This window comes from Microbacterium timonense, assembly GCF_900292075.1.
Classification (GTDB): Bacteria; Actinomycetota; Actinomycetes; order Actinomycetales; family Microbacteriaceae; genus Microbacterium; species Microbacterium timonense.
Genome location: NZ_OLMV01000008.1, coordinates 1 through 24,969 on the forward strand (window position 1 = coordinate 1; position 24,969 = coordinate 24,969).

General features: G+C 70.1%; 23 protein-coding genes. 13 read left to right on the forward strand and 10 right to left on the reverse strand.

The annotated features are described in order from the left end of the window. Positions 1–250 precede the first annotated feature (250 nt). On the reverse strand, positions 251–1,081 hold the full coding sequence (locus C9992_RS16615) for an endonuclease domain-containing protein (RefSeq protein WP_106816767.1): 831 nt from the start codon (positions 1,079–1,081) through the stop codon (positions 251–253). 737 nt (positions 1,082–1,818) lie between these two features. Between C9992_RS16615 and serC the strand changes: the two genes are divergently transcribed. Beyond that, on the forward strand, positions 1,819–2,934 hold the full coding sequence (gene serC, locus C9992_RS16620) for a phosphoserine transaminase (RefSeq protein WP_106816768.1): 1,116 nt from the start codon (positions 1,819–1,821) through the stop codon (positions 2,932–2,934). Here the strand turns inward: serC and C9992_RS16625 are convergent. Further along, positions 2,910–3,581, reverse strand: coding sequence for a TetR/AcrR family transcriptional regulator (locus C9992_RS16625; protein WP_106816871.1), 672 nt, complete (start codon positions 3,579–3,581; stop codon positions 2,910–2,912). The two genes, serC and C9992_RS16625, sit on opposite strands and share 25 nt — an antisense overlap. A 193-nt stretch (positions 3,582–3,774) precedes the next feature. Here C9992_RS16625 and C9992_RS16630 point away from each other — a divergent pair, with 193 nt between their 5' ends. The 6 genes from C9992_RS16630 (at position 3,775) to C9992_RS16655 (ending at position 11,674) form a co-directional block, all read left to right on the forward strand. After that, positions 3,775–5,433 (forward strand): ABC transporter substrate-binding protein, encoded by a 1,659-nt coding sequence (locus tag C9992_RS16630; protein ID WP_106816769.1) that lies wholly within the window; start codon positions 3,775–3,777, stop codon positions 5,431–5,433. 96 nt (positions 5,434–5,529) lie between these two features. Continuing rightward, a complete protein-coding gene (locus tag C9992_RS16635) occupies positions 5,530–6,420 on the forward strand; it encodes an ABC transporter ATP-binding protein (protein WP_106816770.1) in 891 nt (296 codons plus the stop codon). Continuing rightward, the gene (locus tag C9992_RS16640; RefSeq protein WP_106816771.1) at positions 6,417–7,223 is read left to right on the forward strand and encodes an ABC transporter ATP-binding protein; all 807 of its coding nucleotides are present in this window, start codon (positions 6,417–6,419) and stop codon (positions 7,221–7,223) included. Before C9992_RS16635 ends, C9992_RS16640 begins: the two co-directional genes overlap by 4 nt. Then, on the forward strand, positions 7,220–8,200 hold the full coding sequence (locus C9992_RS16645; protein WP_106816772.1) for an ABC transporter permease: 981 nt from the start codon (positions 7,220–7,222) through the stop codon (positions 8,198–8,200). Before C9992_RS16640 ends, C9992_RS16645 begins: the two co-directional genes overlap by 4 nt. Position 8,201: 1 nt before the next feature. Then, positions 8,202–9,299, forward strand: a complete 1,098-nt coding sequence (locus C9992_RS16650; RefSeq protein ID WP_106816773.1) for an ABC transporter permease — start codon at positions 8,202–8,204, stop codon at positions 9,297–9,299. Then, positions 9,296–11,674 carry an exo-beta-d-1,3/1,6-glucosidase gene (locus C9992_RS16655; RefSeq protein WP_235008301.1) on the forward strand — a complete coding sequence of 793 codons (2,379 nt, stop codon included), beginning with the start codon at positions 9,296–9,298 and terminating at the stop codon, positions 11,672–11,674. Before C9992_RS16650 ends, C9992_RS16655 begins: the two co-directional genes overlap by 4 nt. A gap of 49 nt (positions 11,675–11,723) precedes the next feature. Here C9992_RS16655 and C9992_RS16660 read toward each other — a convergent pair whose 3' ends face one another. Beyond that, entirely contained in the window at positions 11,724–12,458 is a 735-nt protein-coding gene (locus tag C9992_RS16660) for a DUF3027 domain-containing protein (protein WP_106816774.1), read from the reverse strand. Continuing rightward, on the reverse strand, positions 12,442–12,825 hold the full coding sequence (locus tag C9992_RS16665; RefSeq protein ID WP_106816873.1) for a cold-shock protein: 384 nt from the start codon (positions 12,823–12,825) through the stop codon (positions 12,442–12,444). The genes C9992_RS16660 and C9992_RS16665 overlap by 17 nt, the downstream gene beginning before the upstream one ends. Positions 12,826–13,001: 176 nt before the next feature. On the opposite strand from C9992_RS16665, the gene C9992_RS16670 reads away from it, so the two are divergent. The 3 genes from C9992_RS16670 to C9992_RS16680 are packed head-to-tail and all read left to right on the forward strand — an operon-like array spanning position 13,002 to position 16,714. Continuing rightward, positions 13,002–13,265 carry a multidrug ABC transporter ATPase gene (locus C9992_RS16670; RefSeq protein WP_106816775.1) on the forward strand — a complete coding sequence of 88 codons (264 nt, stop codon included), beginning with the start codon at positions 13,002–13,004 and terminating at the stop codon, positions 13,263–13,265. A 5-nt stretch (positions 13,266–13,270) separates the two neighbouring features. Then, positions 13,271–14,989, forward strand: coding sequence for a helicase-associated domain-containing protein (locus tag C9992_RS16675; protein ID WP_200826373.1), 1,719 nt, complete (start codon positions 13,271–13,273; stop codon positions 14,987–14,989). A gap of 57 nt (positions 14,990–15,046) precedes the next feature. Continuing rightward, positions 15,047–16,714, forward strand: a complete 1,668-nt coding sequence (locus C9992_RS16680) for a DNA repair helicase XPB (protein ID WP_106816777.1) — start codon at positions 15,047–15,049, stop codon at positions 16,712–16,714. 52 nt (positions 16,715–16,766) lie between these two features. Here the strand turns inward: C9992_RS16680 and C9992_RS16685 are convergent, their stop codons facing one another. Together C9992_RS16685 and C9992_RS16690 are read right to left on the reverse strand one after the other, a co-directional pair. Further along, a complete protein-coding gene (locus C9992_RS16685) occupies positions 16,767–18,626 on the reverse strand; it encodes a bifunctional metallophosphatase/5'-nucleotidase (protein WP_106816778.1) in 1,860 nt (619 codons plus the stop codon). Between the two features lie 138 nt (positions 18,627–18,764). Then, positions 18,765–19,184, reverse strand: a complete 420-nt coding sequence (locus tag C9992_RS16690) for a hypothetical protein (protein WP_146145348.1) — start codon at positions 19,182–19,184, stop codon at positions 18,765–18,767. 69 nt (positions 19,185–19,253) lie between these two features. Between C9992_RS16690 and C9992_RS16695 the strand changes: the two genes are divergently transcribed. Then, on the forward strand, positions 19,254–19,835 hold the full coding sequence (locus tag C9992_RS16695; RefSeq protein ID WP_106816780.1) for a TetR/AcrR family transcriptional regulator: 582 nt from the start codon (positions 19,254–19,256) through the stop codon (positions 19,833–19,835). Here the strand turns inward: C9992_RS16695 and C9992_RS16700 are convergent. Genes C9992_RS16700 through folE form a run of 4 tightly spaced genes read right to left on the reverse strand, consistent with a single transcriptional unit; the run spans position 19,820 to position 23,297 of the window. Continuing rightward, positions 19,820–20,551 carry a pyrimidine reductase family protein gene (locus C9992_RS16700; protein WP_106816781.1) on the reverse strand — a complete coding sequence of 244 codons (732 nt, stop codon included), beginning with the start codon at positions 20,549–20,551 and terminating at the stop codon, positions 19,820–19,822. The two genes, C9992_RS16695 and C9992_RS16700, sit on opposite strands and share 16 nt — an antisense overlap. After that, the gene (gene folP, locus C9992_RS16705) at positions 20,551–21,450 is read right to left on the reverse strand and encodes a dihydropteroate synthase (protein WP_407662261.1); all 900 of its coding nucleotides are present in this window, start codon (positions 21,448–21,450) and stop codon (positions 20,551–20,553) included. Before folP ends, C9992_RS16700 begins: the two co-directional genes overlap by 1 nt. A 2-nt stretch (positions 21,451–21,452) precedes the next feature. Next, entirely contained in the window at positions 21,453–22,673 is a 1,221-nt protein-coding gene (locus C9992_RS16710) for an NAD(P)/FAD-dependent oxidoreductase (RefSeq protein WP_106816782.1), read from the reverse strand. A gap of 24 nt (positions 22,674–22,697) precedes the next feature. Continuing rightward, a complete protein-coding gene (folE, locus tag C9992_RS16715; protein WP_106816783.1) occupies positions 22,698–23,297 on the reverse strand; it encodes a GTP cyclohydrolase I in 600 nt (199 codons plus the stop codon). Positions 23,298–23,410: 113 nt separating this feature from the next. Here folE and C9992_RS16720 point away from each other — a divergent pair, with 113 nt between their 5' ends. Both C9992_RS16720 and C9992_RS16725 read left to right on the forward strand, forming a co-directional pair. Next, entirely contained in the window at positions 23,411–24,091 is a 681-nt protein-coding gene (locus C9992_RS16720; RefSeq protein ID WP_235008302.1) for a helix-turn-helix transcriptional regulator, read from the forward strand. A 63-nt stretch (positions 24,092–24,154) separates the two neighbouring features. After that, positions 24,155–24,847: a response regulator transcription factor gene (locus tag C9992_RS16725; RefSeq protein WP_106816784.1), complete on the forward strand. Its 693-nt coding sequence runs from the start codon at positions 24,155–24,157 to the stop codon at positions 24,845–24,847. Positions 24,848–24,969 lie beyond the last annotated feature (122 nt).

Genomic DNA, 24,969 nt, shown 5'->3' on the forward strand with positions numbered 1-24,969 from the left:
CCACGACGACGTGCCACCCAGCAGCGCGTCGTACGCCGGGTCCGCGAGCAGGCGCAGCGCGAGTGCCAGCCGCTCGGCGGTGGTGCGCGCCGCTCGGCGGGCCGGGGGCGCCGGGCCCGCGTTCAACAGGTCAACCGCACTTCCGCAGGAGAAACGGGTCCTCGCTTTTCCTGTAGAGGCGCGGTTGACCTGTCGAAGAGGAGGCCGCTCCTGTCGAAGAGGAGCCGCCGTCGTGGTCGCGGCATCCGGGTCACGGCGCCCGGTGGAGTCCCTGAGCGATCGCACGCAGGATCAGGTCGCTCACCTCGTGCCAGCGTTCGATGATCTGGACGTAGGTCACGCGGATGACGTGATACCCCAGCAGCATCAGCGCGGCATCGTGCGACACGTCCGCAGTGCGCTGTGGACCGACGTGATGCCCGCCGTCGATCTGCACCACCAGTCGATCGCCGATCAGGAAGTCGACACGATGCCCCTCGATCCACACCTGGGGGCGGATCAGCTCGCGCAGCCAGCTGAGCCTGCTGGCGAAGATCGTCTCGAGGCCGGAGTCGGAGAACGGGGTAACGGCGTCGCGAACCAGACGCGCCGCCGGGCGGAGCGGGAGCCGATCCAACTCGCCTTTCCTCACGAGCCCCATGCGCAGCGCCGACTCCCACGTCGCCAGCGCGGACTCATAAGGCTGGCAGCCGGCGAGGATGACGAGGGCGCTGAGGATGCCGTCCTCGAGCGTGTCGGGGCTGCGCGGCTGGACGGGAGCCGCCCAGTGCACCGTCGAGTCCACGCCGAGGTTCAGCCGCGAGGCGGTGGGAGCCACCCCGACGTGCGGCCCATCGTGGGTGCGAACCCAGAGACCCAATCGCTTGGCCCGGGTCACGCACGTCACCACGACGCCCGCACGGGCCGCCGCCAGGAGGTACGGATCGGCATCCGGCACGGCGACCCAGCCCCGACGAGGGCTGCTGAGCACTCCGTTCCGCACCGCAACGCGCACCGCGTTCCGGCTGATCCCGGCCTCGATCAGCCTGGAGACCCGCACCACACCGCCGCGCTCCCCCACCGCACCTCGCAGATCCGTCATGCGGAGAGCATGGCGAACAGGCAGCACGGTCACCTCCCCGCGGCGCGGCGATGGGGACAACTCGGCGCAACGGCATCCATTCGCCCTCCTGTGGAGATGGCGCAACAGGTCAACCGGGCATCCACAGGACGCACGGCGGCGCAGTTGTCCTGCAAAATCGCGGTTGACCTGTCGCACGCGGCGAGCCCCGAGGCAACCACGCCGCGGTACATGCGGCGGTCCCGGATGCCGACACCCCGGGCCGAAGGCACTCCTCAAGAGGTCAACCGGGCTTCCACAGGACGCAGAGCGGCGCAGTTGTCCTGCAAAGGCGCGGTTGACCTGTTGCATGCGGCGAGACCCGAGGCAACCACGTCGCGGTACACGCGGCGGTCCCGGATGCCGACACCCCGGGCCGAGGCACACCTCAAGAGGTCAACCGCGCTTCCACAGGACGCACAGCGGCGCAGCTCTCCTGCAAACGCGCGGTTGACCTGTTGAATGCGGCGAGACCCGGGAACCCCGGTGGGGCCGCGGCACACGCGGCGGTCCCGGATGCCGGCACCTCGGGCCGAAGGCACACCTCAACAGGTCAACCGGCCTTCTACAGGACGCACAGCGGCGCAGATCTCCTGCAAAGGCGCGGTTGACCTGTTGAACGGCGCGGCACCAAGCGGCACCGCCCCCAACCACCGCCCCAGCCGTCACGGCCCGTCACGCGGGCGGGGCACCGGGCCGGGCCTCTCTAGAATCGACGCATGTCCCACGTGCTGCTTCCCCGCGAGATCCTGCCCGCCGACGGACGCTTCGGGTGCGGCCCGTCCAAGGTGCTCCCGGCGCACGTCGAGGCGCTCGCGACCCGCGGCGCCGAGCTGCTGGGGACCTCTCACCGGCAGGCTCCCGTGAAGGACCTCGTCGGTTCGGTCCGGGCGGGCCTGGGCGAGCTGTTCCGGCTGCCCGACGGCTACGAGGTGATCCTCGGCAACGGCGGATCGACCGCCTTCTGGGATGCCGCCGCGTTCGGCCTCATCGAGAACCGCAGCCAGAACCTCGTGTTCGGCGAGTTCGGCGGCAAGTTCGCGAAGGCGGCGAAGGCACCGTGGCTCGAGGCGCCCGACGTGCGCGAGATCGCCGCAGGCACGCGCACCGCCCCCGAGCCCGTCGAGGGCGTCGACGTCTACGCGTGGCCGCACAACGAGACCTCTACTGGTGTGGCTGCACCCGTCGAGCGGGTGAAGGGAGACGAGGGCGCGCTCACCGTCATCGACGCCACCAGCGCGGCGGGGGGCATCGACTTCTCGCTGCAGGAGGCGGACGTCTACTACTTCGCGCCGCAGAAGAACCTCGGCTCCGACGGCGGGCTGTGGTTCGCGCTCGTCTCACCGGCGGCCATCGAGCGCATCGAGCGCATCGCCGCGTCCGGACGGTACATCCCCGAGTTCCTGAGCCTCAAGCAGGCGATCGACAACTCCCGGCTGAACCAGACCCTCAACACCCCGGCGCTGGCCACCCTGTTCCTCCTGAACGAGCAGCTCGGCTGGATCAACGGCAACGGCGGGCTGCCGTGGGCCGACGCCCGCACGCGCGAGTCGTCGCAGGCGCTGTACGAGTGGGCCGAGGCCGCCTCGTTCGCGACGCCGTTCGTCGCCGATCCCGCCGACCGCTCGCCGGTGGTCGTGACGATCGACTTCGACGAGTCGGTGGATGCCGCGGCCGTGGCGAAGAGCCTGCGCGCGAACGGCATCGTCGACACCGAGCCGTACCGCAAGCTCGGACGCAACCAGCTGCGCGTCGCGACGTTCGTCTCGATCGACCCTGACGACGTGCGTCAGCTGATCCGCTGCATCGACTACACGGTCGAACGGCTCGGCTGACCCGCCGGCGCCCCATCGGTCAGGGGCGACGGGGCCGGTGACAGCACCGCCGACACGATCGCCTCGATCGCGAACTCCGAGGCTCGCGCGAGGTCGACGGCGTCCGGGTCGAGCAGCCACTGCACCTGGAGCCCATCCATCACCGCGAGGATGCTGGCCGCGGCGAGGTCGACGGTCTCCGGAGCGGTGACGCCCCGTTCGGCGCACACGACCGAGAAGGCGTGCGCCACCTCGCCCCGCAGCGTCCGGTACCGCTTCTCGAAGAAGTCGCGGCCGGGGTGATCGTCGGTCACCGACTCGGCCGACAGCACGACGTACGCCTGCACGATGCCGGCCCGGTGCGCGTTGACGAACGCGGTACGCACCAGATGCCGGAACAGGTCCATGCCGTCGGGGATGTGCTGCTCGTCGAGGTCGGCGACGTCGGTCTCGTCCCTGTGCTGGAGCACCTCCAGGAGCAGCTCGTGCTTGGAGCCGAAATGGTGCAGGATCCCGGCGTGGGTCATCCCCACCTGGTCCGCGATCTCCTGCAGCGTGCCGCCGGTGAATCCCTTGCTGCCGAAGATCTCGACGGCCGCGTCGAGGATGTCACGCCGACGCGCGAGTGTCTCGGGCCGCGAGCGCGGCTGCCGACGCTGTCCTGCCATCGTCAGCACCCCCTTCTTCGCCGGAGTCTGCGCTGGTTCGCCGGCGTCTGTGAGTCTACGCACGCGCCCTCGGCGTGCCTGTCACACGATAGTTGCAAAGTTACTTACTTGATTGTAAGTTGATCCGGCAATCACCCCTCGACGTCGTGGTCGACCTCCCGAACACGACGCCGTGCCAAACGAAGGAGTAGCAATGAGGCTCAGATCCTCCCTCGTCGCCGTGGGCCTGGCCGCGGCGATCGCGCTGACCGGCTGCGCGGCCGGCGGCGGTGGCGACTCGACGGAGTCCGGAGACGGCACGTCCCTGACGATCGCCAAGCCCGACGGCCCCATCACCACAGAGGGCAACAATCCCTGGGTCGGCGACTCGTCGGCCCTGCGGCTGGGGTACGCCAACGCCATCTTCGAGCCGCTCGGCATCGTCAACCTCGTCGATCCGACCGCGGATGTCGTGCCGTGGCTGGCGAAGGAGATCACCTGGTCGGACGACTACACCTCGGTGCAGCTGACCGCGCGCGACGGCGTGACCTGGAACGACGGCGAGGAGTTCACCGCCGACGACATCGCCTTCACGTTCCAGTTGATCAAGGACAACCCGGCACTCGACACCACCGCGCTGGGCCTCACCGACATCGCCGTCGACGGCGACACCGTCACGCTCTCGTTCGAGAACCCGATGTTCATCAAGCAGGACAAGGTCCTGCACAAGCTGATCGTCCCCCAGCACATCTGGGAGGATGTCGACGACCCCACCACGTTCACCAACGAGGACCCGGTCGGCACCGGCCCGTACACGCTGTCGAACTTCAGCACCCAGGCCGTCGAGCTCAGCGCCCGCGACGACTACTGGGGCGGGGAGCTCGCCGTGCCGACGCTGTACTACGTGTCGTACGCCGACAACACCGCGCTCACCACGGCCCTGGCCAACGGGGATGCCGACTGGGCGCAGGCCTTCATCCCCAACGTGCAGAGCGCGTACCTCGACAAGGACCCCGACAACGTCTACTGGGCGGCCGCGGGTCTGGGAATCGACACGATGTTCGTGAACACCACCACCAAGCCGTTCGACGACGTCGCGTTCCGCCAGGCGGTGAACATGGTGATCGACCGCTCGAAGCACCAGGAGATCGCCCGCGAGGGCGGCGTGCCGGAGCTCACCTCCGTCACCGGCCTGCCGACCCCGGCCGGCGACGCGTACATCGCCGAGGAGTACGCGGGTCAGGACTACACCGTCGACGTCGAGGGCGCCAAGAAGGTGCTCGAGGACGCCGGCTACACGTGGGACGGCGACACGCTCATCGACCCCGACGGCGAGGCGGTCACCTTCACGCTGACCGTCCCGCAGGGCTGGAACGACTATGTCACCGGCATCAGCCTCATCTCCGACTCCGTGAAGGAGCTCGGCGTCGAGGCCGCCGTCGACACCCCGGATGCCGACACCTGGTGGGAGGCCAAGGGCGCCGGCGACTTCCAGGCGATCCTGCACTGGACTGACTCGGGTGCCACGCCCTACGACCTGTACAGCGACCAGATGGACGGCCGGTTCCTGAAGCCCATCGGCGAGGCGGCGGACTTCAACTTCGGCCGCTTCGACAGCCCGGAGGCCACGGCCGCGCTCGCCGAGTACGCCAGCACGACGGACGAAGCCGCCCGCGCCACCGCGCTCGAGACGATCCAGAAGATCTTCGTCGAGCAGGTCCCGGCGATGCCGATCGGCACGCGGCCCTTCCTCAGCCAGTACAACACCCGCAACTTCGTCGGCTGGCCCGGCGAGGACGACCCGTACGTCCCCGCCGATCCCACCCAGCCCACCGCGGTGTACATCCTCACCAAGCTCCAGCCTGCGGACTGAGAGCCGAACGCGACGGGGGCCGGGCCCTTTCGGCCCGGCCCCCGTCCGCATCGGGCAACGCCCCTCCTGCACTCCCGACCCCCGAGAACCCGAGAGATGACCCAAGACGTTCTGCTGACGATCTCCGACTTCAGCGTCACCTACGACGTCGACCCGCCCGTGGAGGCGGTGCGCGACGTGTCGCTGGAACTGAAGCGCGGAGAGATCCTGGGCCTGGCCGGCGAATCCGGTTCGGGCAAGACCACGCTCGCCTACGGCATCCAGCGACTGCTGAAGCCGCCCGCCGTCATCACCGGGGGGCGCGCGGTCTTCCACGACGCGACCGGGGAGACCATCGACATCGGCGCGCTGACCGATGACGAGATGCGCCGATTCCGGTGGGACAAGGCCTCGATGGTGTTCCAGGGCGCCATGAACGCCCTCAATCCCGTCATCAACATCGGCCGCCAGCTCGGCGACGTCTTCACGACGCATCGCCCGGAGCTCTCGCGCGCCGACCGCACCCGCGCGTGCGGCGATCTGCTCGACCTCGTCGGCGTCGGTCGCGAGCGACTGAAGTCGTTCCCGCACGAGCTGTCGGGAGGCATGCGTCAGCGGGTCATGATCGCGATGGCCCTCGCCCTGCACCCGCAGCTCATGATCATGGACGAGCCCACCACGGCGCTCGATGTTCTCGTGCAGCGCGAGATCCTCTCGCAGATCTCCGAGCTGCGCCGCGAGTTCGGCTTCTCCGTCGTGTTCATCACCCATGACCTGCCGCTGCTGCTGGAGATCTCGGACCGCATCGCCGTCATGCGCGAAGGCCGCATCGTCGAACTCGACACCGCCGAGAACATCTACCGCCGTCCGCAGCACGCGTACACGCAGCGCCTGCTGTCGTCGTTCCCGAGCCTCACCGGCGACCGCGGAGACTTCGTGCGCGGCACCGCGGGAATGCCGGATGCCGCATCCGCGGCATCCGGCATCGCCACGGAGGTGACGGCATGACGACGCTGGAGTTCCGGGGCGTCACCAAGCGCTACCGCGTCCGCGGCGCCGGCAAGATGCTCGCGCTGGACGACGTCAGCTTCACCCTGCACAGCGGGCAGACGATCGCGCTCGTCGGCCAGTCCGGCAGCGGCAAGTCCACCATCGCCAAGATCATCACGCAGCTGGAGCGGCAGACGGCCGGCGACGTGCTGCTGGACGGCTCGCCGATCCCGCGCAGCGGACGCCGGCTGCGGCACTACCGCCAGCAGGTGCGGATGGTGTTCCAGGATCCGTTCGCCTCGCTGAACCCGTACCACACGATCCGTCACCACATCGAGCGCCCGCTGCGCCTGGACAAGGTCGTACCGGCGGATGAGGTGGAAGCCGAGGTCCGCCGGCTGCTCGAGCGCGTGCGCCTGGATCCGGCGAGCACCATCGACCGCCGGCCGCACGAGCTGTCGGGCGGCCAGCGCCAGCGCGTGGCCATCGCTCGCGCGCTGGCGTCGCGTCCGAGCCTGCTCATCGCCGACGAGCCGGTGTCGATGCTCGACGTCTCCATCCGGCTCGGGGTGCTGAACCTGCTGGCCGACCTGCAGCGCGAGTCGAACCTCGGCGTGCTCTACATCACGCATGACCTGGCCACAGCCCGTCATTTCTCCGACGAGATCATGGTCCTCAACCGCGGCCGGGTCGTCGAGGCGGGGCCCGCAGACGACGTGATCCTGAACCCGCAGGATCCCTACACGCGGGCGCTGCGCAACGCCTCCCCCGACCCCGACCGCCATTTCGCGCGCCCCGACACCGAAGGAGTTCCGGCATGAGGTTCGCGCTGCGTCGCACGCTGTTCTACCTCTTCACGGCGTGGGCTGCCATCACCATCAACTTCCTCATCCCCCGCATGATGAAGGGCGACCCCGTCTCGGCGTACCTGCAGAAGAACCAGGGCAAGATCAGCCCCGAGGCGATCGCCGCCCTGCGCACGCTCTTCGGCCTCGACACCGAACGGAGCCTGTGGGAGCAGTACATCGACTACTGGAAGCTGCTGTTCTCCGGGGATCTGGGTCGATCGTTCTCGCACGGGCTGGCCCCGGTGACCGACGTGATCGGCACCGCACTGCCCTGGACCGTGGGCCTGGTCGGCATCGCGACCGTGGTGTCGTTCGTGCTCGGCACGGCGGTGGGTGCCGTGATCGGCTGGCGCCGCGGGCGCGGATCGGATGCCGTCATCCCCGTGGCGACCTTCTTCTCCACCGTCCCCTACTTCTGGATGGGGCTGATCGCGATCGCGGTCTTCTCGTCGGCGTTGGGCTGGTTCCCGGCATCCCACGCGTACGGCAAGGGAACCCGCCCGGGGCTCACACCGGAGTTCATCGGCGAGGTCGTCTACTACGGGGCCCTTCCGGCCATCACGATCGTCATCGCCTCGCTCGGCGGATGGATCCTCGGCATGCGCAACATGATGATCACGGTCCTCGACGAGGACTACATCACCGTCGCGCAGGCCAAGGGCCTGTCGGATCGGCGGGTGGTGACGACGTACGCGGCGCGAAACGCCATGCTCCCGCAGTTGTCGAGCTTCGCCCTCGCGCTCGGGTTCATCGTGGGCGGCACGCTGGTCATGGAGCTGGTGTTCTCGTACCCGGGCATCGGCAAGCTGCTGCTGGACGCCACCAACGCCAAGGACTACCCGCTCATGCAGGGCGTCTTCCTCGTGATCACGCTCGCCGTGCTCGTCACCAACATCCTCGCCGACATCGCGTACGTCATCCTCGACCCGCGCGCCCGCCAGGAGGCCTGACATGACCGTCCCCACCGCCACCGCACTGGATGCCGAGACCCCCGGTGCCGCCGCCGCCTCCGCGGCCCCGCGACCGCCGGCCGGGAAGTCCGCGCTCGCGCACATCGGCGCGTCGTTCGCCATGTTCCGCAATCGCAAGTCGCTCACGGGCCTGGCGATCCTCGGATTCTTCGTGCTGCTCGCCGTGTTCGGCGACCTCATCGCACCGTACGGGCCGCTCGAGAAGGACTACTCCGCGCTCAAGCAGCCGCCCTCGTGGCAGCATCTGCTGGGCACGAGCCACATGGGTGAGGACATCTTCAGCCAGATCATCTACGGCACGCGCGGCGTGCTGGTGGTGGGTCTGCTCTCCGGCGTCCTCGCGACCGCGATCGCCGTCGCCATCGGCGTCACCGCCGGGATCGTCACCGGCTGGAAGAGCGAGTCGCTGTCGGCGCTCACGAACGTCTTCCTGGTGCTGCCGGGCCTCCCGCTGATGATCATCATCGCCTCGCAGTTCGAGGACCCGAGCCTGCTGCTCATCGCCGCGGTGCTCGCCCTGACCGGATGGGCGTGGGGTGCGCGCGTGCTGCGCGCCCAGACCATGTCGCTGCGCAATCGCGACTTCGTGCAGGCCGCGCGGGCGAACGGGGAGCCGCTGGGCAGGATCATCACCGTCGAGATGCTGCCGAACCTCATGGCGATCATCGCGTCGAGCTTCGTCGGCACGGTCACCGCGGCGGTCCTCGGCCTCACCACCCTCGCCTTCATCGGCGTCATCCCGATCACCAACCTGAACTGGGGCACCATCCTGTTCTGGGCGCAGCAGAACGGCGCGTTCCCCGACTACTGGTGGTGGTACATCCCCGCCGGCCTGTGCATCGCCCTGCTGGGCATGGCGCTCTCGCTCATCAACTTCGGCATCGACGAGTACGTCAACCCCCGCCTGCGCTCGGCGGGCGAGCGCTCGCGCGCCCTGCGCAAGAAGGGCATGACGGCGCGCGGCGCCGTGACGGCGGTGCGCACCGCACCCGGCGCGCCGGGCCGTGGCACGGCATCCTCCGCGTCCTCGCCGGCATCCGGCACCGCGGACTCCCCCACCCGACAGGAGAACCTGTGACAGACGCCGCGCATCCTCGCGAACAACGACGCACGGACGAGCGACACCGTCCCGCCTACCTCGACGTCTCGCTTCCCGTCGCCGATCGGATCGCGGATCTTCTCGGTCGCATGAGCGTCGAGGAGAAGGTCGGGCAGATGCTGCAGCTGGACGCCCGCGACGACCTGGAGGACCAGGTCGTGCGCATGCACGCCGGGTCGATCCTGCACGCGTCGCCCGAGAAGGTGCTGCGCGCACGCGAGCTGACGCTGCGAACGCGCCTGCAGATCCCGCTCCTCGTGGCGGAGGACTGCATCCACGGCCATTCCTTCTGGGAAGGGGCGACGATCTTCCCCACGCAGCTGGGGATGGCCGCCTCCTGGGATCCGGCGCTGATCGAAGAGGTCGCGCGTGCCACGGCGGTGGAGGTGTCGGCCACCGGCATCCACTGGACCTTCTCTCCCGTGCTGTGCATCGCCCGCGACCTGCGGTGGGGCCGCATCGACGAGACGTTCGGCGAGGATCCCTTCCTCATCGGCGAACTGGCCTCTGCCATGGTGCGCGGCTACCAGGGCGGCGGGCTCGACGACCCCACGGCGATCCTCGCCACCGCCAAGCACTTCGCGGGGTACTCCGAGACGCAGGGAGGACGCGACGCGAGCGAGGCCGACATCTCCCGGCGCAAGCTGCGCTCCTGGTTCCTGCCGCCGTTCGAACGGGTGGCGAAGGAAGGATGCCGCACCTTCATGCTCGGCTACCAGACCACCGACGGCGTCCCGATCACGGTGAACGAATGGCTGCTGAACGAGGTGCTGCGCGGCGAGTGGGGGTACACCGGCACCCTCATCACCGACTGGGACAACGTCGGCCGCATGGTGTGGGAGCAGAAGGTGCAGCCCGACTATGCGCACGCCGCGGCTGCCGCGGTGCACGCCGGCAACGACATGATCATGACGACGCCGGGCTTCTTCCAGGGGGCACTCGACGCTCTCGCCCAGGGACTGCTGACGGAGGAGGCACTGGACCGCGCCGTCACCCGGATCCTCCTGCTGAAGTTCGAGTTCGGACTCTTCGAGAATCCCCGCCTGCCCGATCCCGAGCGCATCCAGGCGTCCGTGGGCGCGTCCGATCACACCGCGCTGAACCTCGAGACGGCCCGGCGGTCGCTCGTGCTGCTGCGCAACGACGGCACGCTTCCGTTCGCCGGCGGGCACCACGCCGACGCCTCCGGACGCGCCGTGCCGGCGGCAGCCGGTGCCCGCCGTGTCGCGGTCGTCGGCCCCCTCGCCGATGACGCCCAGACGCAGCTCGGCGACTGGGCGGGGTCATCCGGTCAGGTCGACTGGATCCCGGACGGGCATCCCCGCGAGCGGATCACGACAGTGCTCGACGGCCTGCGTGCGCATGCTCCGGCGACATGGGACATCTCCTACGCCCGCGGCGCCGACATCCTCAGTCTCGAGGAGGACCCGGACGGCGCGTTCTTCCCCGATGGACAACCGCGGCCGCAGGTCGTCGTCCCCAGCCCGCCCGACCCTGACCTGATCGCGGAGGCGGTCGCTGCCGCGCGCGAGGCCGACTACGTCGTCGCCGTCGTCGGAGACCGCATCGAGCTCGTCGGCGAGGGACGCTCGACGGCCACGCTGGAACTCATCGGCGGACAGCTCGCGCTGCTCGAGGCGCTCGCCGCGACCGGCACGCCGCTCGTGGTCGTGCTGCTGGCCAGCAAGCCGCACGTGCTCCCCCCGTCCGTCCTGGAGGCGGCGGCTCTGGTGTGGGCGGCCAATCCCGGCATGCAGGGCGGACGCGCCGTCGCCGAGCTGCTGCTCGGCCTCATCGAGCCGCGGGGCCGCCTGCCCCTCTCGTTCGCGCGCCACGCCGGACAGCTGCCGATCTACTACAACCAGATCCGCGGACAGCACGGCAGCCGTTATGCCGACCTGACGCAGAGCCCGGCGTTCGCCTTCGGAGAAGGACTGTCGTACACGAGCGTGGAGTACTCGGACCTGCGTCTTGTCGAGACCTCGCTGGAGCCGCACGAGACCGTCCGCGCCGTCGTACGCGTGCGCAACGCCGGGGATCGGGTGGCGCACGAGATCGTCCAGCTGTACGTGCGCGACAGCGTCACCTCCGTGAGCTGGGCCGATAAGGAGCTGAAGGCCTATCGCCACGTCGAGCTCGCGCCCGGTGCGTCGGCGACGGTGGAGGTGTCGGTGCCGGTAGCCGACTGCACGATCGTGGATGCCGCGGGCAGGCGCGTGGTCGAACCCGGAGAGTTCGAGCTGCTGGTGGGGTCGTCATCGCGAGACGAAACCCTCCTCAGCGCACGATTCCGCGTGGCCGCATCGTCGGGAGGCGTGCCGGTCGCGGAGGGCCAGGCGATCGAGTCCCGCTGAGAACCCGGCGGCGCCGTCACGCGATCGGTCGCGGACGGCGTCGCCGGTCTCAGTCGTCCTCGAAGCGGCCCTCGTCGGTTTCGTCGACGTCGTCCTCATCCTCGTCGGAGTCGGAGTCGTCGTCCTCGTCGGAGTCCTCGTCGGAGTCCTCGTCCTCGTCGTCCGAGTCGTCCTCGTCGGATTCGTCGTCCTCGTCGTCCTCGTCGGATTCGTCGTCCTCGTCGTCGGCGTCGGCGAGCTCGTCGATGTCGACGCCGTCGACATCCCCGGCATGGAGGATGGACGAGCCGTCGTCATCGAAGTCGGCCGCGTCGAGGTCGTCGACGTCGTCGAGCTCCTCACCGTCGCCCTCTTCGGCGTCGTCGGCGTGCGCGGCCTCGGCGAGCGCTGCCTGCGCCGCGTGATAGTCGGCCAGGCGCACCGCCCACGGCACCCAGTCCGGCGCCAGCAGCGCTCCGTCGCCGGGCAGCAGTTCGACCTCCAGCACCGTCGGCGCGGCATCCGCGACACGCGCGAGGCTCACCGTCCAGAACCATCCGGGGTAGCCGGCGAGCCGGTTGGCGAAGCGCAGCGAGACGACGCCATCCGCTTCCACGCGGTATCCGGCGGGCTCGCCGATCGTCGTCTCGGGCGTGATCTCACGCAGCGCGGCCAGGGCGAGGTCGTGAGCCTCCAGCAGCTGCGGGTCGGGCTCGGCCCCGGCGGGAGCATCCGCAGCGGCGGCGCCGTCGAGCTCGAGCAGGAAGTCGGCCGAAGGGTCGACCGGATCAGGCGTCGAGCTCATCGGCCACCTTGCGCAGGACCGCGGCCACCTTCTTGCCGTGAGAGCCGCTCGGGTACCGACCGCGACGCAGATCACCGCCGATGCCGTCGAGCAGCTTCACCAGGTCCTCGATGATGATCGCCATGTCGTCGGCGGGCTTGCGGGCGCGCTTGGCGAGGCTCACCGGCGCCTCGAGCACGCGCACCGACAGCGCCTGAGGTCCGCGCTTGCCGTCGGCGATCCCGAACTCCAGCCGGGTACCCGTCTTGGGTGCGGGTGTGCCGGCGGGCAGGGCGGTGGCGTGCAGGAAGACGTCCTGACCGTCGTCGGAGGAGATGAAGCCGAAGCCCTTCTCCTCGTCGTAGAACCTGACCTTGCCGGTGGGCATCGAGACCTCGCTGGATCGGCGCCCGCGAGAGGTCGCGGGCGGCATGACGAATACGGGGCGTTGCAACCCCACCCCTCCAGCCTACGGCACACCCCTCCCCGTCAGGCTCCGGCAGCGGCCGCGGACGGCCAGCCGCGCGCGTCGCACCGGCGATGCCAGCCGATAGGCTGGAGCAGATGAGCACGAACCCCACCGGCGACGTCCCCGTGCGCCGCATCGACCGCATCCTGGCGTTCATGTCGCTGGGGCTGCTCCTGCTCTCGATCGTCAGCTTCTTCGCGATCATGATCTCCTCGGCGGCCGGCGCCGACATGAGCACCGGCATCTGGCCGATCGTCGGGGTGCTGGTCTACATCGCTCCCATCGTCGCATTCGCCCTGTTGCTCACGGTCCTGATCATGAGCTTCGTCCGAAGGGCTCGGGCGAACCGGGGAGGCTGACCGGGTTGGTCTCCGATGCGCGCGCTCTGGCGACGCGGCTCGCCGATCTCGACGACGCCGCGCTCGCGGGAACGCTTGCGGCCCGCGCCGTGTCGTCGCAATCGGGGTGGCACGACTTCTTCGACGCCGCCGAGGGACTCCTGGAAGCCGCCTCGATCGACCGCGCCCTGATGCATCTGGACCGTCGCGATCTCATCGCGCTGCGGGCGGGAACCGCCGTGCCCGGCGGTGGGCCGGTGCGTCTGGCCCTCGTCGACGCCGACGGCCGGCCTTACGGCCCCGTCGCCGAGCGGGTCGCCGCCGCGGCGCACGCCGATCCCGCAGCGTTCAGCCCGTTGCCGCCCGCGCCCGCGCCGCCCGCGGCCGACGTGCGCTCGGCGGCCGCGGCCGCGGAGCGCGCACTCACCACGGCGGGCGCGCTCACCGACGTGCTGCTGGCGTGCCTGCACACGCCGCTGGCCCGCACCGGCGCGGGACCAGTGAGCGCGGTGGACCGGCGACGGCTGGTGGATGCGGGGGCCATCGCCCACCCGGACGACCTCGAGGACCTGCTGGCCTCGGCAGCCGCGGCCGGGCTCGCCCGAGCCCAGGAACGCGAGTGGACGGTGACTGCCGAGGGCGAGACCTGGCTGGCCACGACCACGGCCGGGCGGTGGGAGCAGATCGCGGAAGGCTTCCGCGGCGATCTGCCACCCGGCGTCCGCACGGCGGCGGGCGGTTTCCTGCCGCCGGCGCAGTGGGCCGGCGTCTATCCCCTCGATCCGGAGTGGCCGGACCGCGTCGTCCGGCTGCAGCGCATCGGCGCGAGATGGGGCCTGCTCGATGCCGCCGGCGACGCCGAGTTCCCCTGGACGGCCGCACTGCGGGCAGGTGAGCGGGCGGATGCCGCGGGCATGGCAGCCTATCTTCCCGCCGAGATCGACCGGGTGTACCTGCAAGCCGACCTCACGGCGATCGCGCCCGGTCCGCTCGCCCCGGCCCTGGACCTGCGGCTGCGCTCGATCGCGGTGCGGGAGTCGCGCGCACAGGCGTCGACGTACCGGTTCACCGCGGACTCGGTCACGGCGGGCATGACCGAGGGCGAGACGGCCGAGTCGATACGCGCGTTCCTGACGGACCTCTCGCTCACCGGCATCCCGCAGCCGTTGGACTATCTCATCGAGAGCACCGCGGCCCGTCACGGAATGGTGCGGGTCCGCGCCGACACGAGCACCGGCCGCACTCGCGTGGAGAGCCCGGACGCCGCTCTGCTGGAGACGATCGCGATCGATCAGGCGCTGCGTCCGCTGGGACTCCTGCCCGAGGACGGCGCGCTCAGCTCGCGCGTGGCGCGGGACGCCGTGTACTGGACTCTCGCCGACGCCAAGTACCCGGTGATCGCACTGGATCCCGCGGGTGCGGCCGAGCCCATGCATCGTCGCGCCGCCGGCTCGCCCTCGCAGGCCACCGCCACCGCGCAGGAGACCTACGCCCGCCTCATCGAGACCCTGCGCAGCGGCCACGGGACGGACGGCGAGGAGGGCTGGTTGGAGCGCGAGCTGGAGCAGGCCGTACGGGCCCGCGCCGAGATCGCCGTCGTCGTGCGCATGCCCGACGGCTCCCAACGCACCTTCACGCTCGAGGCGTCGGGGCTGGGCGGCGGGCGTCTGCGCGGGCGCGACCGCGCCGCCGACATCGAGCGCACGCTGCCGGTCTCGAGCATCCTCCGTGTCAGCGCGGTGTGAGCGCGACTCCCAGGTCACGGCGCCGATCCTGCTCGCACGCCGGTAGACTGGCACGTTATGGCTGACGGCCCCCTCATCGTCCAGAGCGACCGCACGGTGCTCCTGGAAGTCGCGCACCCCGACGCCGAGAGCGCGCGCCACGAGCTCGCGATCTTCGCCGAGCTGGAACGCGCGCCCGAGCACATCCACACCTACCGGATCACCCGGCTCGGGCTGTGGAACGCGCGGGCGGCGGGTCACGACGCCGGCGACATGCTGGCGACGCTCGATCGGTGGTCGCGCTTTCCGGTGCCGCCGTCGGTCTCGCTCGACATCGCCGAGACCGTGAACCGTTACGGACGCCTGGTGATCGAGCGCACGCCTGTCGCCGAGGACGGCTCGGGTGGCGAACTGATCCTGCGGTCGACGGATGCCGCGGTCCTCACCGAGGTGTCGAAGAACAAGCGCATCCAGCCGCTGCTGATCGGTCACCCCTCCCCCGACACGTACGTCGTCGACGCGTGGGCACGGGGTCAGATCAAGCAGGAGCTGCTGAAGATCGGCTGGCCGGCGGAGGATCTCGCCGGCTACACCCCGGGCACGCCGCACCCGATCGACCTGGCCGAGAACGGCTGGCACCTGCGCCCGTACCAGCGGCAGGCGGTCGATACCTTCACCGAGGGCGGCTCGGGCGTCGTCGTGCTCCCCTGCGGCGCCGGCAAGACGCTGGTGGGCGCCGGCGCGATGGCCGAGACGAAGACCACCACGCTCATCCTGGTGACCAACACCGTCAGCGCCCGCCAGTGGCGGGACGAGCTGCTCAAGCGCACGTCGCTGAGCCCCGAGGAGATCGGCGAGTACTCCGGCCAGGCCAAGGAGATCAAGCCTGTCACCATCGCGACGTACCAGATCCTCACGGCCAAGCGGAAGGGGCAGTACGCCCACCTGGCCCTGCTGGATGCCCTGGACTGGGGCCTCATCGTCTACGACGAGGTGCATCTGCTGCCCGCGCCGGTGTTCAAGCTCACCGCCGACCTGCAGGCGCGGCGGCGCCTGGGCCTGACGGCCACGCTCGTCCGGGAGGACGGACGCGAGGGCGACGTGTTCAGCCTCATCGGGCCCAAGCGCTTCGACGCCCCGTGGAAAGAGATCGAGGCGCAGGGCTTCATCTCGCCCGCCGTCTGCTACGAGGTGCGCGTCGACCTCCCCGCCGGCGACCGCCTCGAGTACGCGGCGGCCGCCGACGACGAGCGCTACCGGCTGGCCGCCACGGCGCCGGCCAAGATCGGCGTCGTGCGCCGGCTGGTCGAGCGGCACAAGGGCGAGCGCATCCTCATCATCGGCCAGTACCTGGATCAGATCGACGTGCTCGCGGAGGCGCTGAACGCCCCCAAGATCACCGGCCAGACCCCGGTGGATGAGCGCGAGGAGCTCTATCAGGCGTTCCGCGAAGGCACGATCGAGGTGCTCGTGGTCTCGAAGGTCGCGAACTTCTCGATCGACCTGCCCGAGGCATCCGTCGCCATCCAGGTGTCGGGGTCGTTCGGCTCCCGGCAGGAGGAGGCCCAGCGCCTCGGACGCCTGTTGCGCCCGAAGCAGTCCAACCACACGGCGAGCTTCTACACGCTGATCGCCCGGGACACCGTCGATCAGGACTTCGCGCAGAACCGCCAGCGGTTCCTCGCCGAGCAGGGCTACGCCTACACGATCCTGGACGCCGACCGGATCGAGGCGACCGCGGCCTGATCCGCGCAGCGGATCGGCCCGGCGCTGCAGGGCAGCACCGGGCCGACGGTTCCTACTGCAGCGTGATGCGATCCAGCGCGACCGGCGCGTACGGGCTGTGCGCGGTCAGGTACGCGGCGAACGCGTCGATGTCGAGCCCGCCGTAGTACACGTTCCCGGCGGACAGGAACGTCGGGAACCCGTCCCCGCCACCGGCGAGGAAGTTGTTCGTCACGACGCGGTAGACGGCCGCGTCGTCCAGCGGAACACCGTTCAGCGTGACGCTGCCCAGCGTGGTTCCGGAGTAGGTGTACGCGAAGCCGTCACTGACCTGGAGGATCTTCTTGGCGCTGGCGTTCGCACCGCTCCACTGCTCGACCAGCAGCTGCTTGATCTGCGCGCCGGTGAGGTCGAGCGAGACCAGGTAGTTGTTGAACGGCTGGACGTTGAAGGCCTCCTCGAAGGTGACATCTCCCGGCGCCTCGCCCCACGACGACGCCGCGTAGGTGAGGTCGGTGCGGATGCCCCCGGGGTTCATCAGCGCGATCTGCGGCGGCGCGTACGGTCCGACGACGCTGGGGTCGGCCAGCTGCGCGTCGGCGATCAGATCGCCCAGCGGCGTCTCGCCGCCCGGGTTGGGTGTCCGGGTGATGTCGGCCGTGATCTGTCCGATGACCTTGCTCGCGATCGGCTTCACCAGCTCCTTGTATCGCGCGATCAGGTCCGTCTCGACCGGGTCCCTCGGCACGTCGCGGGTGACCAGCACGTTCGCGCTGGCGACCGATGTCCGCACGATGTCCTGGGTGCGCCGGTCGTAGGTCAGGGTCGTGTCGGTGTAGAGGCGCCCGAAAGAGGATGCCGATGTCACCAGGCGCGACTGACCGCTCGGGTCGGGGATGTCGCAGATGTACGGCTGGTGCGTGTGCCCGGAGATCACCATGTCGATCGCCGGGTCCAGACCCTGCGCGATCGGGATGATCGGACTCGTGGGATCAAGCTGCGCGCCGTCCGCGCACGCGGCGTCGTACGACGGGTTCACCTGGTACGGGACACCGTTGTGGTACCACGTCTCCTGACCGGGCGTCCCGCCCTGGTGGACGAGGACGACGATCGCGTTCACCCCGCGTGCCTTGAGCACGGGAACCAGCGCGTTGGCGGTGGCCACCTCGTCTCTGAACTCGAGACCGGCGATGCCGGACGCCGTCACGATGTCGGGGGTGTCCTCGAGGGTCATCCCGATGAAGCCGATCTTCGCGCCTTTGATGTTCTCGATCGCGTACGCGGGCAGGATCGTCTCGTCCGTCCCCTGCTTCACGACGTTCGCGGCGAGATAGTCGAAGTCCGCACCCGCGAACGCACCGTCCGGGCAGGAGTTCTGGTTGTTCGCCCCCTCGCCGTCGTCGATGCACCCCCCGTCGGCCATGCGCTGCAGTTCGACGTAGCCCTCGTCGAACTCGTGGTTGCCCACCGCCGACACGTCGAGCTCGAGTGCGTTCAGCGCCTCGATGGTGGGCTCGTCGTGGAACGCGCCCGACAGCAGCGGGGAGGCGCCGATCAAGTCTCCGGCGGCTACCGTGAGGGAGTACGGGTGCCCCTGGCGGGCCTGTTCGAGGTGCGTCGCCAGGTACTCCACACCGCCCACGCCGGGCGGGGTCAGCGTGTCGGTCGTCACATCAGTGGGCTTGGTCGCAGCGGGCGCGAGCGCATGGTCGATCACCAGGCGGCCGCTGGACCCCGACGGCGGCTCGAGGTTGCCGTGGAAGTCGTTGAACGACAGCAGCTGGATGTCGATGGTCGGCCCGTTCGGCGTGTGCCCGCCGCCGGGCGCGGCGGAGGCAGCCGAGCCCGGGCCGGTCAGCGCCAGCGCGACCGCGGTGGCGGCGATGACCGCTCCTCCCGTCAGCCGTGCGATCGATGTCTTGCGCGTGTGCACAGAGCACCCTCTCCTTCTGGCGGGCGCCTGTGCCCGCCGTCCGCACGCGTCCTCGTGGGCGCGATCACCAGCAACCTAATGCACGGTTCGCCGCCGCGACAGGGGACGACGCGGATGCCAGGGTCCTTGCCGTCGCGGTCAGCCCGCGGCGACCGTCTCCCCGATGCAGACTCCGAGGCAGGTGAAGTAGACGACACCGGCGAACAGGGCGTGGAACCAGACGCGCGGCGACAGCTGGCCTCGGAAGACGCCGCCGATCGCGGCGCCGTAACGCTGGACGAGCGTTCGGGCCTGCGGGGCGAAACGGCGCACACGCCCCAGCAGCACGATGTCGCCGAACGTGTTGCCGATCGTGATGGCGATCAGAGCAAGCCATGCCGGAAGGATCGCTCCGCTGGCGATGAACCAGATCCACAGCACCAGACCGCTGACCGAGGTGGCCACGTGCGGGATCACCTGCCGCGCCCCGCGCCCGCTCGCATGCCGGAGCCAGCTGACCAGGAGCGTCAGTCCGACAGCACTCTGGACGATCCAGAACGCGAGCACCACGTACGACATGCGGCACACATTACTACGTTCATAGTAGGATGTCACTACGATCGTAGTATTCTCTGCTACTCTCCCGGCATGGCCGCCACTCGCGATCGGGCGCTCGAAGCCGCCGTGCGGCTGGTGGGCGAACAGGGCATCCGCGCACTCACTCACGCTCGCGTCGACGAGGAGGCAGGACTCCCGAAGGGGTCGACGTCGAACTGGTTCCGCACGAGGGATGCTCTGGTGGCGGGCGTGCTCGTGTGGATCGCCGAGCAGGAGAGGGCGGAATTGACCGTCGCGATGGCAACGGTCCGGACCGCAGCGCAGGCGATCGACGCGCTCACTCAGCTCCTGGACGAGGCGACCGGCCCGCAGGCCGTCAGGACGCGCGCGCGGTACGCACTGTTCCTCGAGACCAGTGCCGCCAGGCATGCCCAGCCGTCGATGCGCGCGCAGCGCTCGCTGTTCGAAGAGTGGACGCGGGAGCTGATGACGACCCTCGGCGCGCCGGATGTGGAGGCGGCGGCCCGCACCGTGCTGGCTGTGAGCGCGGGGCTCATCGTGAACCGGCTCACCGTCGCGCCCGACATCCCGCTGCGCCCCACGCTCGAGCCAGTGGTCCGCTCCGTCCTCCCCGCCCCAGAGGAAGCCGGTCCGGCTCAGCGCACGACGTAGTGGAAGAAGGCGAACCCGTCGTCGTCGGTCAGCACCCCGTCCAGCGTGAAGCGTCGATCGTGCTCGCGCGCACCCTGGACGATCCGCCCCGCCTGGCCGCCCACGAAGCGAGGCGCGAGGGTCAGGCACACCTCGTCGACGAGACCGGCATCCAGCAGCGTGCCGAAGAGGTGCGGCCCGCCTTCGCAGAGCACCTGCGTCCACCCGCGCCGGGCGAAGGCGTCGAGCATGAGGGCGAGGTCGAGGGATGCCGCCACCCCGGCGCCGGAGGGAACAGCTCCGCAGGCGACCACCTCGGCCACCGGCTCGAACTCCTCGCGCCGAGCGGCGGCTTCGGCATCCGTCGTCACGACGACCGGACGGCGGGCGGCGTCGGTGAACACGGGATCGCCCGGGTCGAGGTGCAGCGAGCCGCTGACGATGGCAAGCGCGGGCTGGTCAGCAAGACCCCGCGCGCGTCGCCACCGCACGTCGGAGTCCTCCACCTGGATCCCGGCGTAGCCCTCGGCCCGCACCGTTCCGGCACCGACCACCACGACGTCCGCCATCGCGCGGAGCACCTGCATGAGGGCGCGGTCGGTCGCGCCACCCAGCGCACCGCTGCGGGCGCCCAGCGTCACGGCGCCGTCGGCACTGGAGATGAAGTTCATGCGCACCCTCGGCCGATCACGGTCGGGCAGCGCGTACGCCGCATACAGCTCGGAGCGTGCCGGCATCAGTCGTTCCCTTCCGGACGGGTGTTGTGCAGCTCGTACTCGGGTTCGCGCCAACCGAGGATCGCCTCGACCATGCGCAGGGCGTCGACCGTCTCGCGCACGTTGTGCGCACGCACGATGCGCGCACCGTGCAGCGCGCAGTACACCGCTGCCGCGAGCGAACCCGGCAGCCGCTCGCCCCTCGCGCGGTCCAGCGTCTCACCGACGAAGTCCTTGTTCGACAGAGCCACGAGCAGCGGTGCGCCCAGCGCGCCCAGCTCGCCGAGCCGCCGCGTGAGCTCGAGCGTCTGCCGTGTGCTCTTGTTGAGGTCATGACCGGGGTCGAGCACGATCCGGTCGTCGGGCACGCCGCTGTCGATGGCCCTTGTCCGTCGTTCGGCGAGGAAGGCGGCCACATCGCCGACCACGTCGTCGTAATGGGGCAGCGGATGCGGCGTACGCGGTGCGGCGAGGCTGTGCGCGATCACCACGGCCGCCCCGCCCTCCGCGATGACCCCGGCCATGGCGGGATCGCGCAGTCCCGTGGTGTCGTTGATGAGCGCGGCACCCGCCTCGATCGCCGCCCGCGCCACCTCCGGCTGGAATGTGTCGACGCTCACCGGCACGAGCGGAGCGAGCTCGCGCACGACGGGGATCACCCGCGCGATCTCCTCGTCGACGGGCACCGGCGGCCCGGGCGCGAACTTCACGCCGCCGACGTCGACCACATCCGCACCGGCTTGCACGGCTGCCACGCCCGCGGCGACGGCGGCGTCCAGGGCGAAGGTCGCCCCGCCGTCGTAGAAGGAGTCGGGCGTGCGATTGACGATCGCCATCACGGCGAGGTGCCTCGATAGGTCCAGCGGCGTGCCGGCGAGGTCCAGCACCGGCTCACGAAGCGTCGGCCGCGCATCGGCGATCGTCACGACAGCAGGTCCTCCAACGGCAGGCCGGGATCGCTCAGCCGGGCGGGATCGATCCGCTCCCCCGACCTGATCAGCTGCTGCACCGTGTCGTTGACGTCCCACACGTTGACGTTCATCCCCGCCACGACCCTGCCCTGATCCATCCAGAACGCGACGAACTCGCGCCGCTGCAGATCGCCGCGGACGACGACCTCGGCATCCGTCATCAGCGGCGCGTACCCCGACAGCTCCATGCCCAGATCGTATTGATCGGTGTAGAAGTACGGGATGTCGTCGAAGGATGCCGGCTGCCCGAGCATCGATCGCGCCGCCACCTTGCCGGCGTTGAGGGCATTGGCCCAATGCTCGCTGCGCAGGTGCCGCTGCAGCACGGGATGGAACGCGTTCGCGACGTCACCGGCCGCGAAGACGTCGGGAGCGCTGGTGCGCAGCGACGCGTCGGTGAGCACCCCGTTGAGAGTCTCCAGTCCGGCCGCCTCCGCCAGGGCCGTATCGGGGGCCGCCCCGACCCCCACCAGCACCATGTCCGCCGGAATCACCTCGCCGCCGACGACCACGCCTTCCGCTTGCCGCCCGCCGATGATCCGCTCGACACCGACCGATGTGCGCAGATCGACGCCGTGCTCGCGATGCAGTCGCGCGAACACCTCGCCCATCCGGCTGCCCAGCGCCGCCGCCAGGGGCACCGCGTCCCGCTCGAGGATGGCGACCTCGTTGCCCAGTTCTCGGGCCGTCGCGGCGACCTCCATGCCGATCCACCCGGCGCCGATCACCACCAGTCGCCGTCCACCGCCGCGCAGTTCAGAGGCCAGCCGGTCGGAGTCGTCGAGGCGCCGCAGCGTCATGACACCGGGGAGATTGTGGCCGGGCAGTGGCACCATGCGCGGCTGTGCGCCGGTGGCCAGCAGCACGGCGTCGTACTCCAGCCGCGAGCCGTCGGCGAGGTCCACGGCGTGCGCCGCGACATCCAGCCCCGTCGCTGCCACGCCGGCGATCAGCTGGATGCCGTGTTCGGCGTACCACGGCGCCGAGTGGAGGATGACGGCATCCGATCCCTCCTTGCCGCCGAGGTATCCCTTCGACAGGGGCGGTCGCTGATACGGCGGATGGTTCTCTGCAGCGACGATCGTCACGTCGCCGTCGAATCCCTCCTCGCGCAGCGTCTGGGCGGCCGTGCCGCCCGCGAGCCCTCCCCCGATGATCAGCATGTGTGCCATGGTGACTCCTCTCGTCGGGCTGGATCAGGCGGGACGAGGCCTGGCGACGCCGGCGCGCAGCGCGGCGTCCTCGGCGAACATCCCGCGGAAGACCGTGGTCGTCGTGCGGGCTCCCTCGGCGCGGACGCCGCGCATCGACATGCACAGGTGCTCGGCCTCCAGGACGACCGCGAGCCCGCGCGGCGTCAGCGCCTCCTCCAGGGTGCGGGCGATCTGCATCGTCAGCTCCTCTTGCACCTGGAGCCCGCGCGCATGGTGCGACACCGCTCGAGCGAGCTTCGAAAGCCCCACCAGACGGGTTCCCGGCACGTAGCCGACGGTCGCGGCACCGCGGAACGGCAACAGGTGGTGCCGGCACAGCGAGACGAACGGGATGGCGTGCACCACGACCGGTTCGTCGTAGCCGCCGTCGTTCGCGAACGTCGTCATCTGGAACGGCTCGGGGGTCAGCATCTCGATGAAGGCGTCGGCGACGCGGCGCGGCGTCTGCACGAGGTCGCCCTCGTCGGGATCGTGACCCAGCGCGACGAGAAGGTCGGCGACCGCCGCCATCGCCGCCTCGCGGTCGACCGGCGCCTCGAGGGAGAGGGCGTGAAGCGACGTGGCCGGGGCGGTGATCGACATTCCCGAGCTCCTTTCGGTCGCCGCCGGTGGGCACCCCCACCGGCTTTGATCCCGACGGTAGAACCGCTCAATTCTTTTGTCAAGGATTCTGTTTTTAGAGGTACACTCCTTCTGTGAGCAGTCTCATGCCCGACCGGGCCGAGGCGATGGCGGCCCTCGCCGATCCGCTGCGTCGCGACCTCTACCGCCTCGCGACGGACCGCGCCATCGGGCGCGACGACGTCGCCGCCACCCTCGGCATCCCCCGCAGCACCGCGGCGTTCCACCTGGACCGCCTGGCGGAAGCGGGGCTCCTCTCGGTCAGCTACGAGCGACGCTCCGGTCGCACCGGACCCGGCGCCGGTCGACCCGCGAAGCTGTATCGCGCCACGGCGGCGGAGGTGGCCGCCAGCATCCCGGAACGCCACTACGAGCTCGTCGGCGAGCTGCTCGCCGCGGCCGCGGAAGCCGTCGACGCCCAGGGGCTGCCGTTCCGCGAAGCGCTCGGGGCCGAGGCGTTCGCCACGGGCGTCGCGATCGGCTCCGGGTGCGGTGACCTCGACGGCTCGCTCACGGCGTGCGGTTTCGCGCCGCGCGCCCGCTCCGCGGACTCCGGACAGGAGGCCACCACGGGCGACATCGTGCTCGAGAACTGCCCGTTCCACGCGCTGGCGGCCCGCCACACCGAGCTCATCTGCTCCGCGAACCTGGATCTGGTGCGGGGTCTCGTCGCCGGAACCGGCGACGAGCGCACCGCGGTGCTCGCTCCCGCCGATGGGCGCTGCTGCGTGGAGATCCGTGCCGAAGCGCGGTGAGCGATTTCGGCCGGTCTGGCGGATTTCCAGGCACGGGATCGCTTCCGCCGACATAATGAGGGCATGACCGCACCGCGCATCCTCGTCGTGGACGACGAACCGAACATCCGCGACCTGCTGATCACGAGCCTGCGATTCGCCGGATTCCAGGTCAGGGCCGTGTCCAACGGCGCCCAGACGATCTCGGCGGTCCTGGAAGAGGAGCCCGACCTCATCATTCTCGACGTCATGCTGCCCGACATGAACGGGTTCAGCGTCACCAAGCGCCTCCGCGGCGCCGGCTACACCGCTCCCATCCTCTTCCTCACCGCCAAGGACGAGACCGAAGACAAGATCACCGGACTGAACGCCGGCGGCGACGACTACGTCACCAAGCCCTTCAGCCTCGACGAGATCGTGGCCCGCATCCAGGCGATCCTGCGCCGCACCATGCAGGCGGACGAGGAGTCGGTGATCCGCGCCGGCGAGCTCACGATGGATCAGGACACCCACGACGTCCAGGTCGGGGACGTCTCCATCGACCTCAGCCCGACCGAGTTCAAGCTGCTGCGCTACCTCATGCTCAATCCCAACCGCGTGCTGTCGAAGGCGCAGATCCTCGACCACGTGTGGGAATACGACTTCAACGGTGATGCGGGCATCGTGGAGAGCTACATCTCGTACCTGCGGCGCAAGATCGACCCGCACTCGTCGGAGCCGCTGATCCAGACCAAGCGCGGGTTCGGCTACATGCTGAAAGCCGGCAAGACCGCCTGAGCGCGGAGCGGACAGAGGGGGCGACCTGGCGCACAAGCCCGATGCGGTCACTCGGTGGTGGCGCGGCACGAGTCTGCGCGCGAAGGTCACCGGGGTCACTGTCGCGCTCCTCGCGCTCGGCC

Excerpts from the sequence above, each read along its gene's own strand:
- C9992_RS16615 (WP_106816767.1), bottom strand. The coding sequence starts at position 1,081 with ATGACGGATCTGCGAGGTGCGGTGGGGGAGCGCGGCGGTGTGGTGCGG.
- serC (WP_106816768.1), top strand. The coding sequence starts at position 1,819 with ATGTCCCACGTGCTGCTTCCCCGCGAGATCCTGCCCGCCGACGGACGC.
- C9992_RS16625 (WP_106816871.1), bottom strand. The coding sequence starts at position 3,581 with ATGGCAGGACAGCGTCGGCAGCCGCGCTCGCGGCCCGAGACACTCGCG.
- C9992_RS16630 (WP_106816769.1), top strand. The coding sequence starts at position 3,775 with ATGAGGCTCAGATCCTCCCTCGTCGCCGTGGGCCTGGCCGCGGCGATC.
- C9992_RS16635 (WP_106816770.1), top strand. The coding sequence starts at position 5,530 with ATGACCCAAGACGTTCTGCTGACGATCTCCGACTTCAGCGTCACCTAC.
- C9992_RS16640 (WP_106816771.1), top strand. The coding sequence starts at position 6,417 with ATGACGACGCTGGAGTTCCGGGGCGTCACCAAGCGCTACCGCGTCCGC.
- C9992_RS16645 (WP_106816772.1), top strand. The coding sequence starts at position 7,220 with ATGAGGTTCGCGCTGCGTCGCACGCTGTTCTACCTCTTCACGGCGTGG.
- C9992_RS16650 (WP_106816773.1), top strand. The coding sequence starts at position 8,202 with ATGACCGTCCCCACCGCCACCGCACTGGATGCCGAGACCCCCGGTGCC.
- C9992_RS16660 (WP_106816774.1), bottom strand. The coding sequence starts at position 12,458 with ATGAGCTCGACGCCTGATCCGGTCGACCCTTCGGCCGACTTCCTGCTC.
- C9992_RS16665 (WP_106816873.1), bottom strand. The coding sequence starts at position 12,825 with ATGCCCACCGGCAAGGTCAGGTTCTACGACGAGGAGAAGGGCTTCGGC.
- C9992_RS16670 (WP_106816775.1), top strand. The coding sequence starts at position 13,002 with ATGAGCACGAACCCCACCGGCGACGTCCCCGTGCGCCGCATCGACCGC.
- C9992_RS16680 (WP_106816777.1), top strand. The coding sequence starts at position 15,047 with ATGGCTGACGGCCCCCTCATCGTCCAGAGCGACCGCACGGTGCTCCTG.
- C9992_RS16690 (WP_146145348.1), bottom strand. The coding sequence starts at position 19,184 with ATGTCGTACGTGGTGCTCGCGTTCTGGATCGTCCAGAGTGCTGTCGGA.
- C9992_RS16695 (WP_106816780.1), top strand. The coding sequence starts at position 19,254 with ATGGCCGCCACTCGCGATCGGGCGCTCGAAGCCGCCGTGCGGCTGGTG.
- C9992_RS16700 (WP_106816781.1), bottom strand. The coding sequence starts at position 20,551 with ATGCCGGCACGCTCCGAGCTGTATGCGGCGTACGCGCTGCCCGACCGT.
- C9992_RS16710 (WP_106816782.1), bottom strand. The coding sequence starts at position 22,673 with ATGGCACACATGCTGATCATCGGGGGAGGGCTCGCGGGCGGCACGGCC.
- folE (WP_106816783.1), bottom strand. The coding sequence starts at position 23,297 with ATGTCGATCACCGCCCCGGCCACGTCGCTTCACGCCCTCTCCCTCGAG.
- C9992_RS16725 (WP_106816784.1), top strand. The coding sequence starts at position 24,155 with ATGACCGCACCGCGCATCCTCGTCGTGGACGACGAACCGAACATCCGC.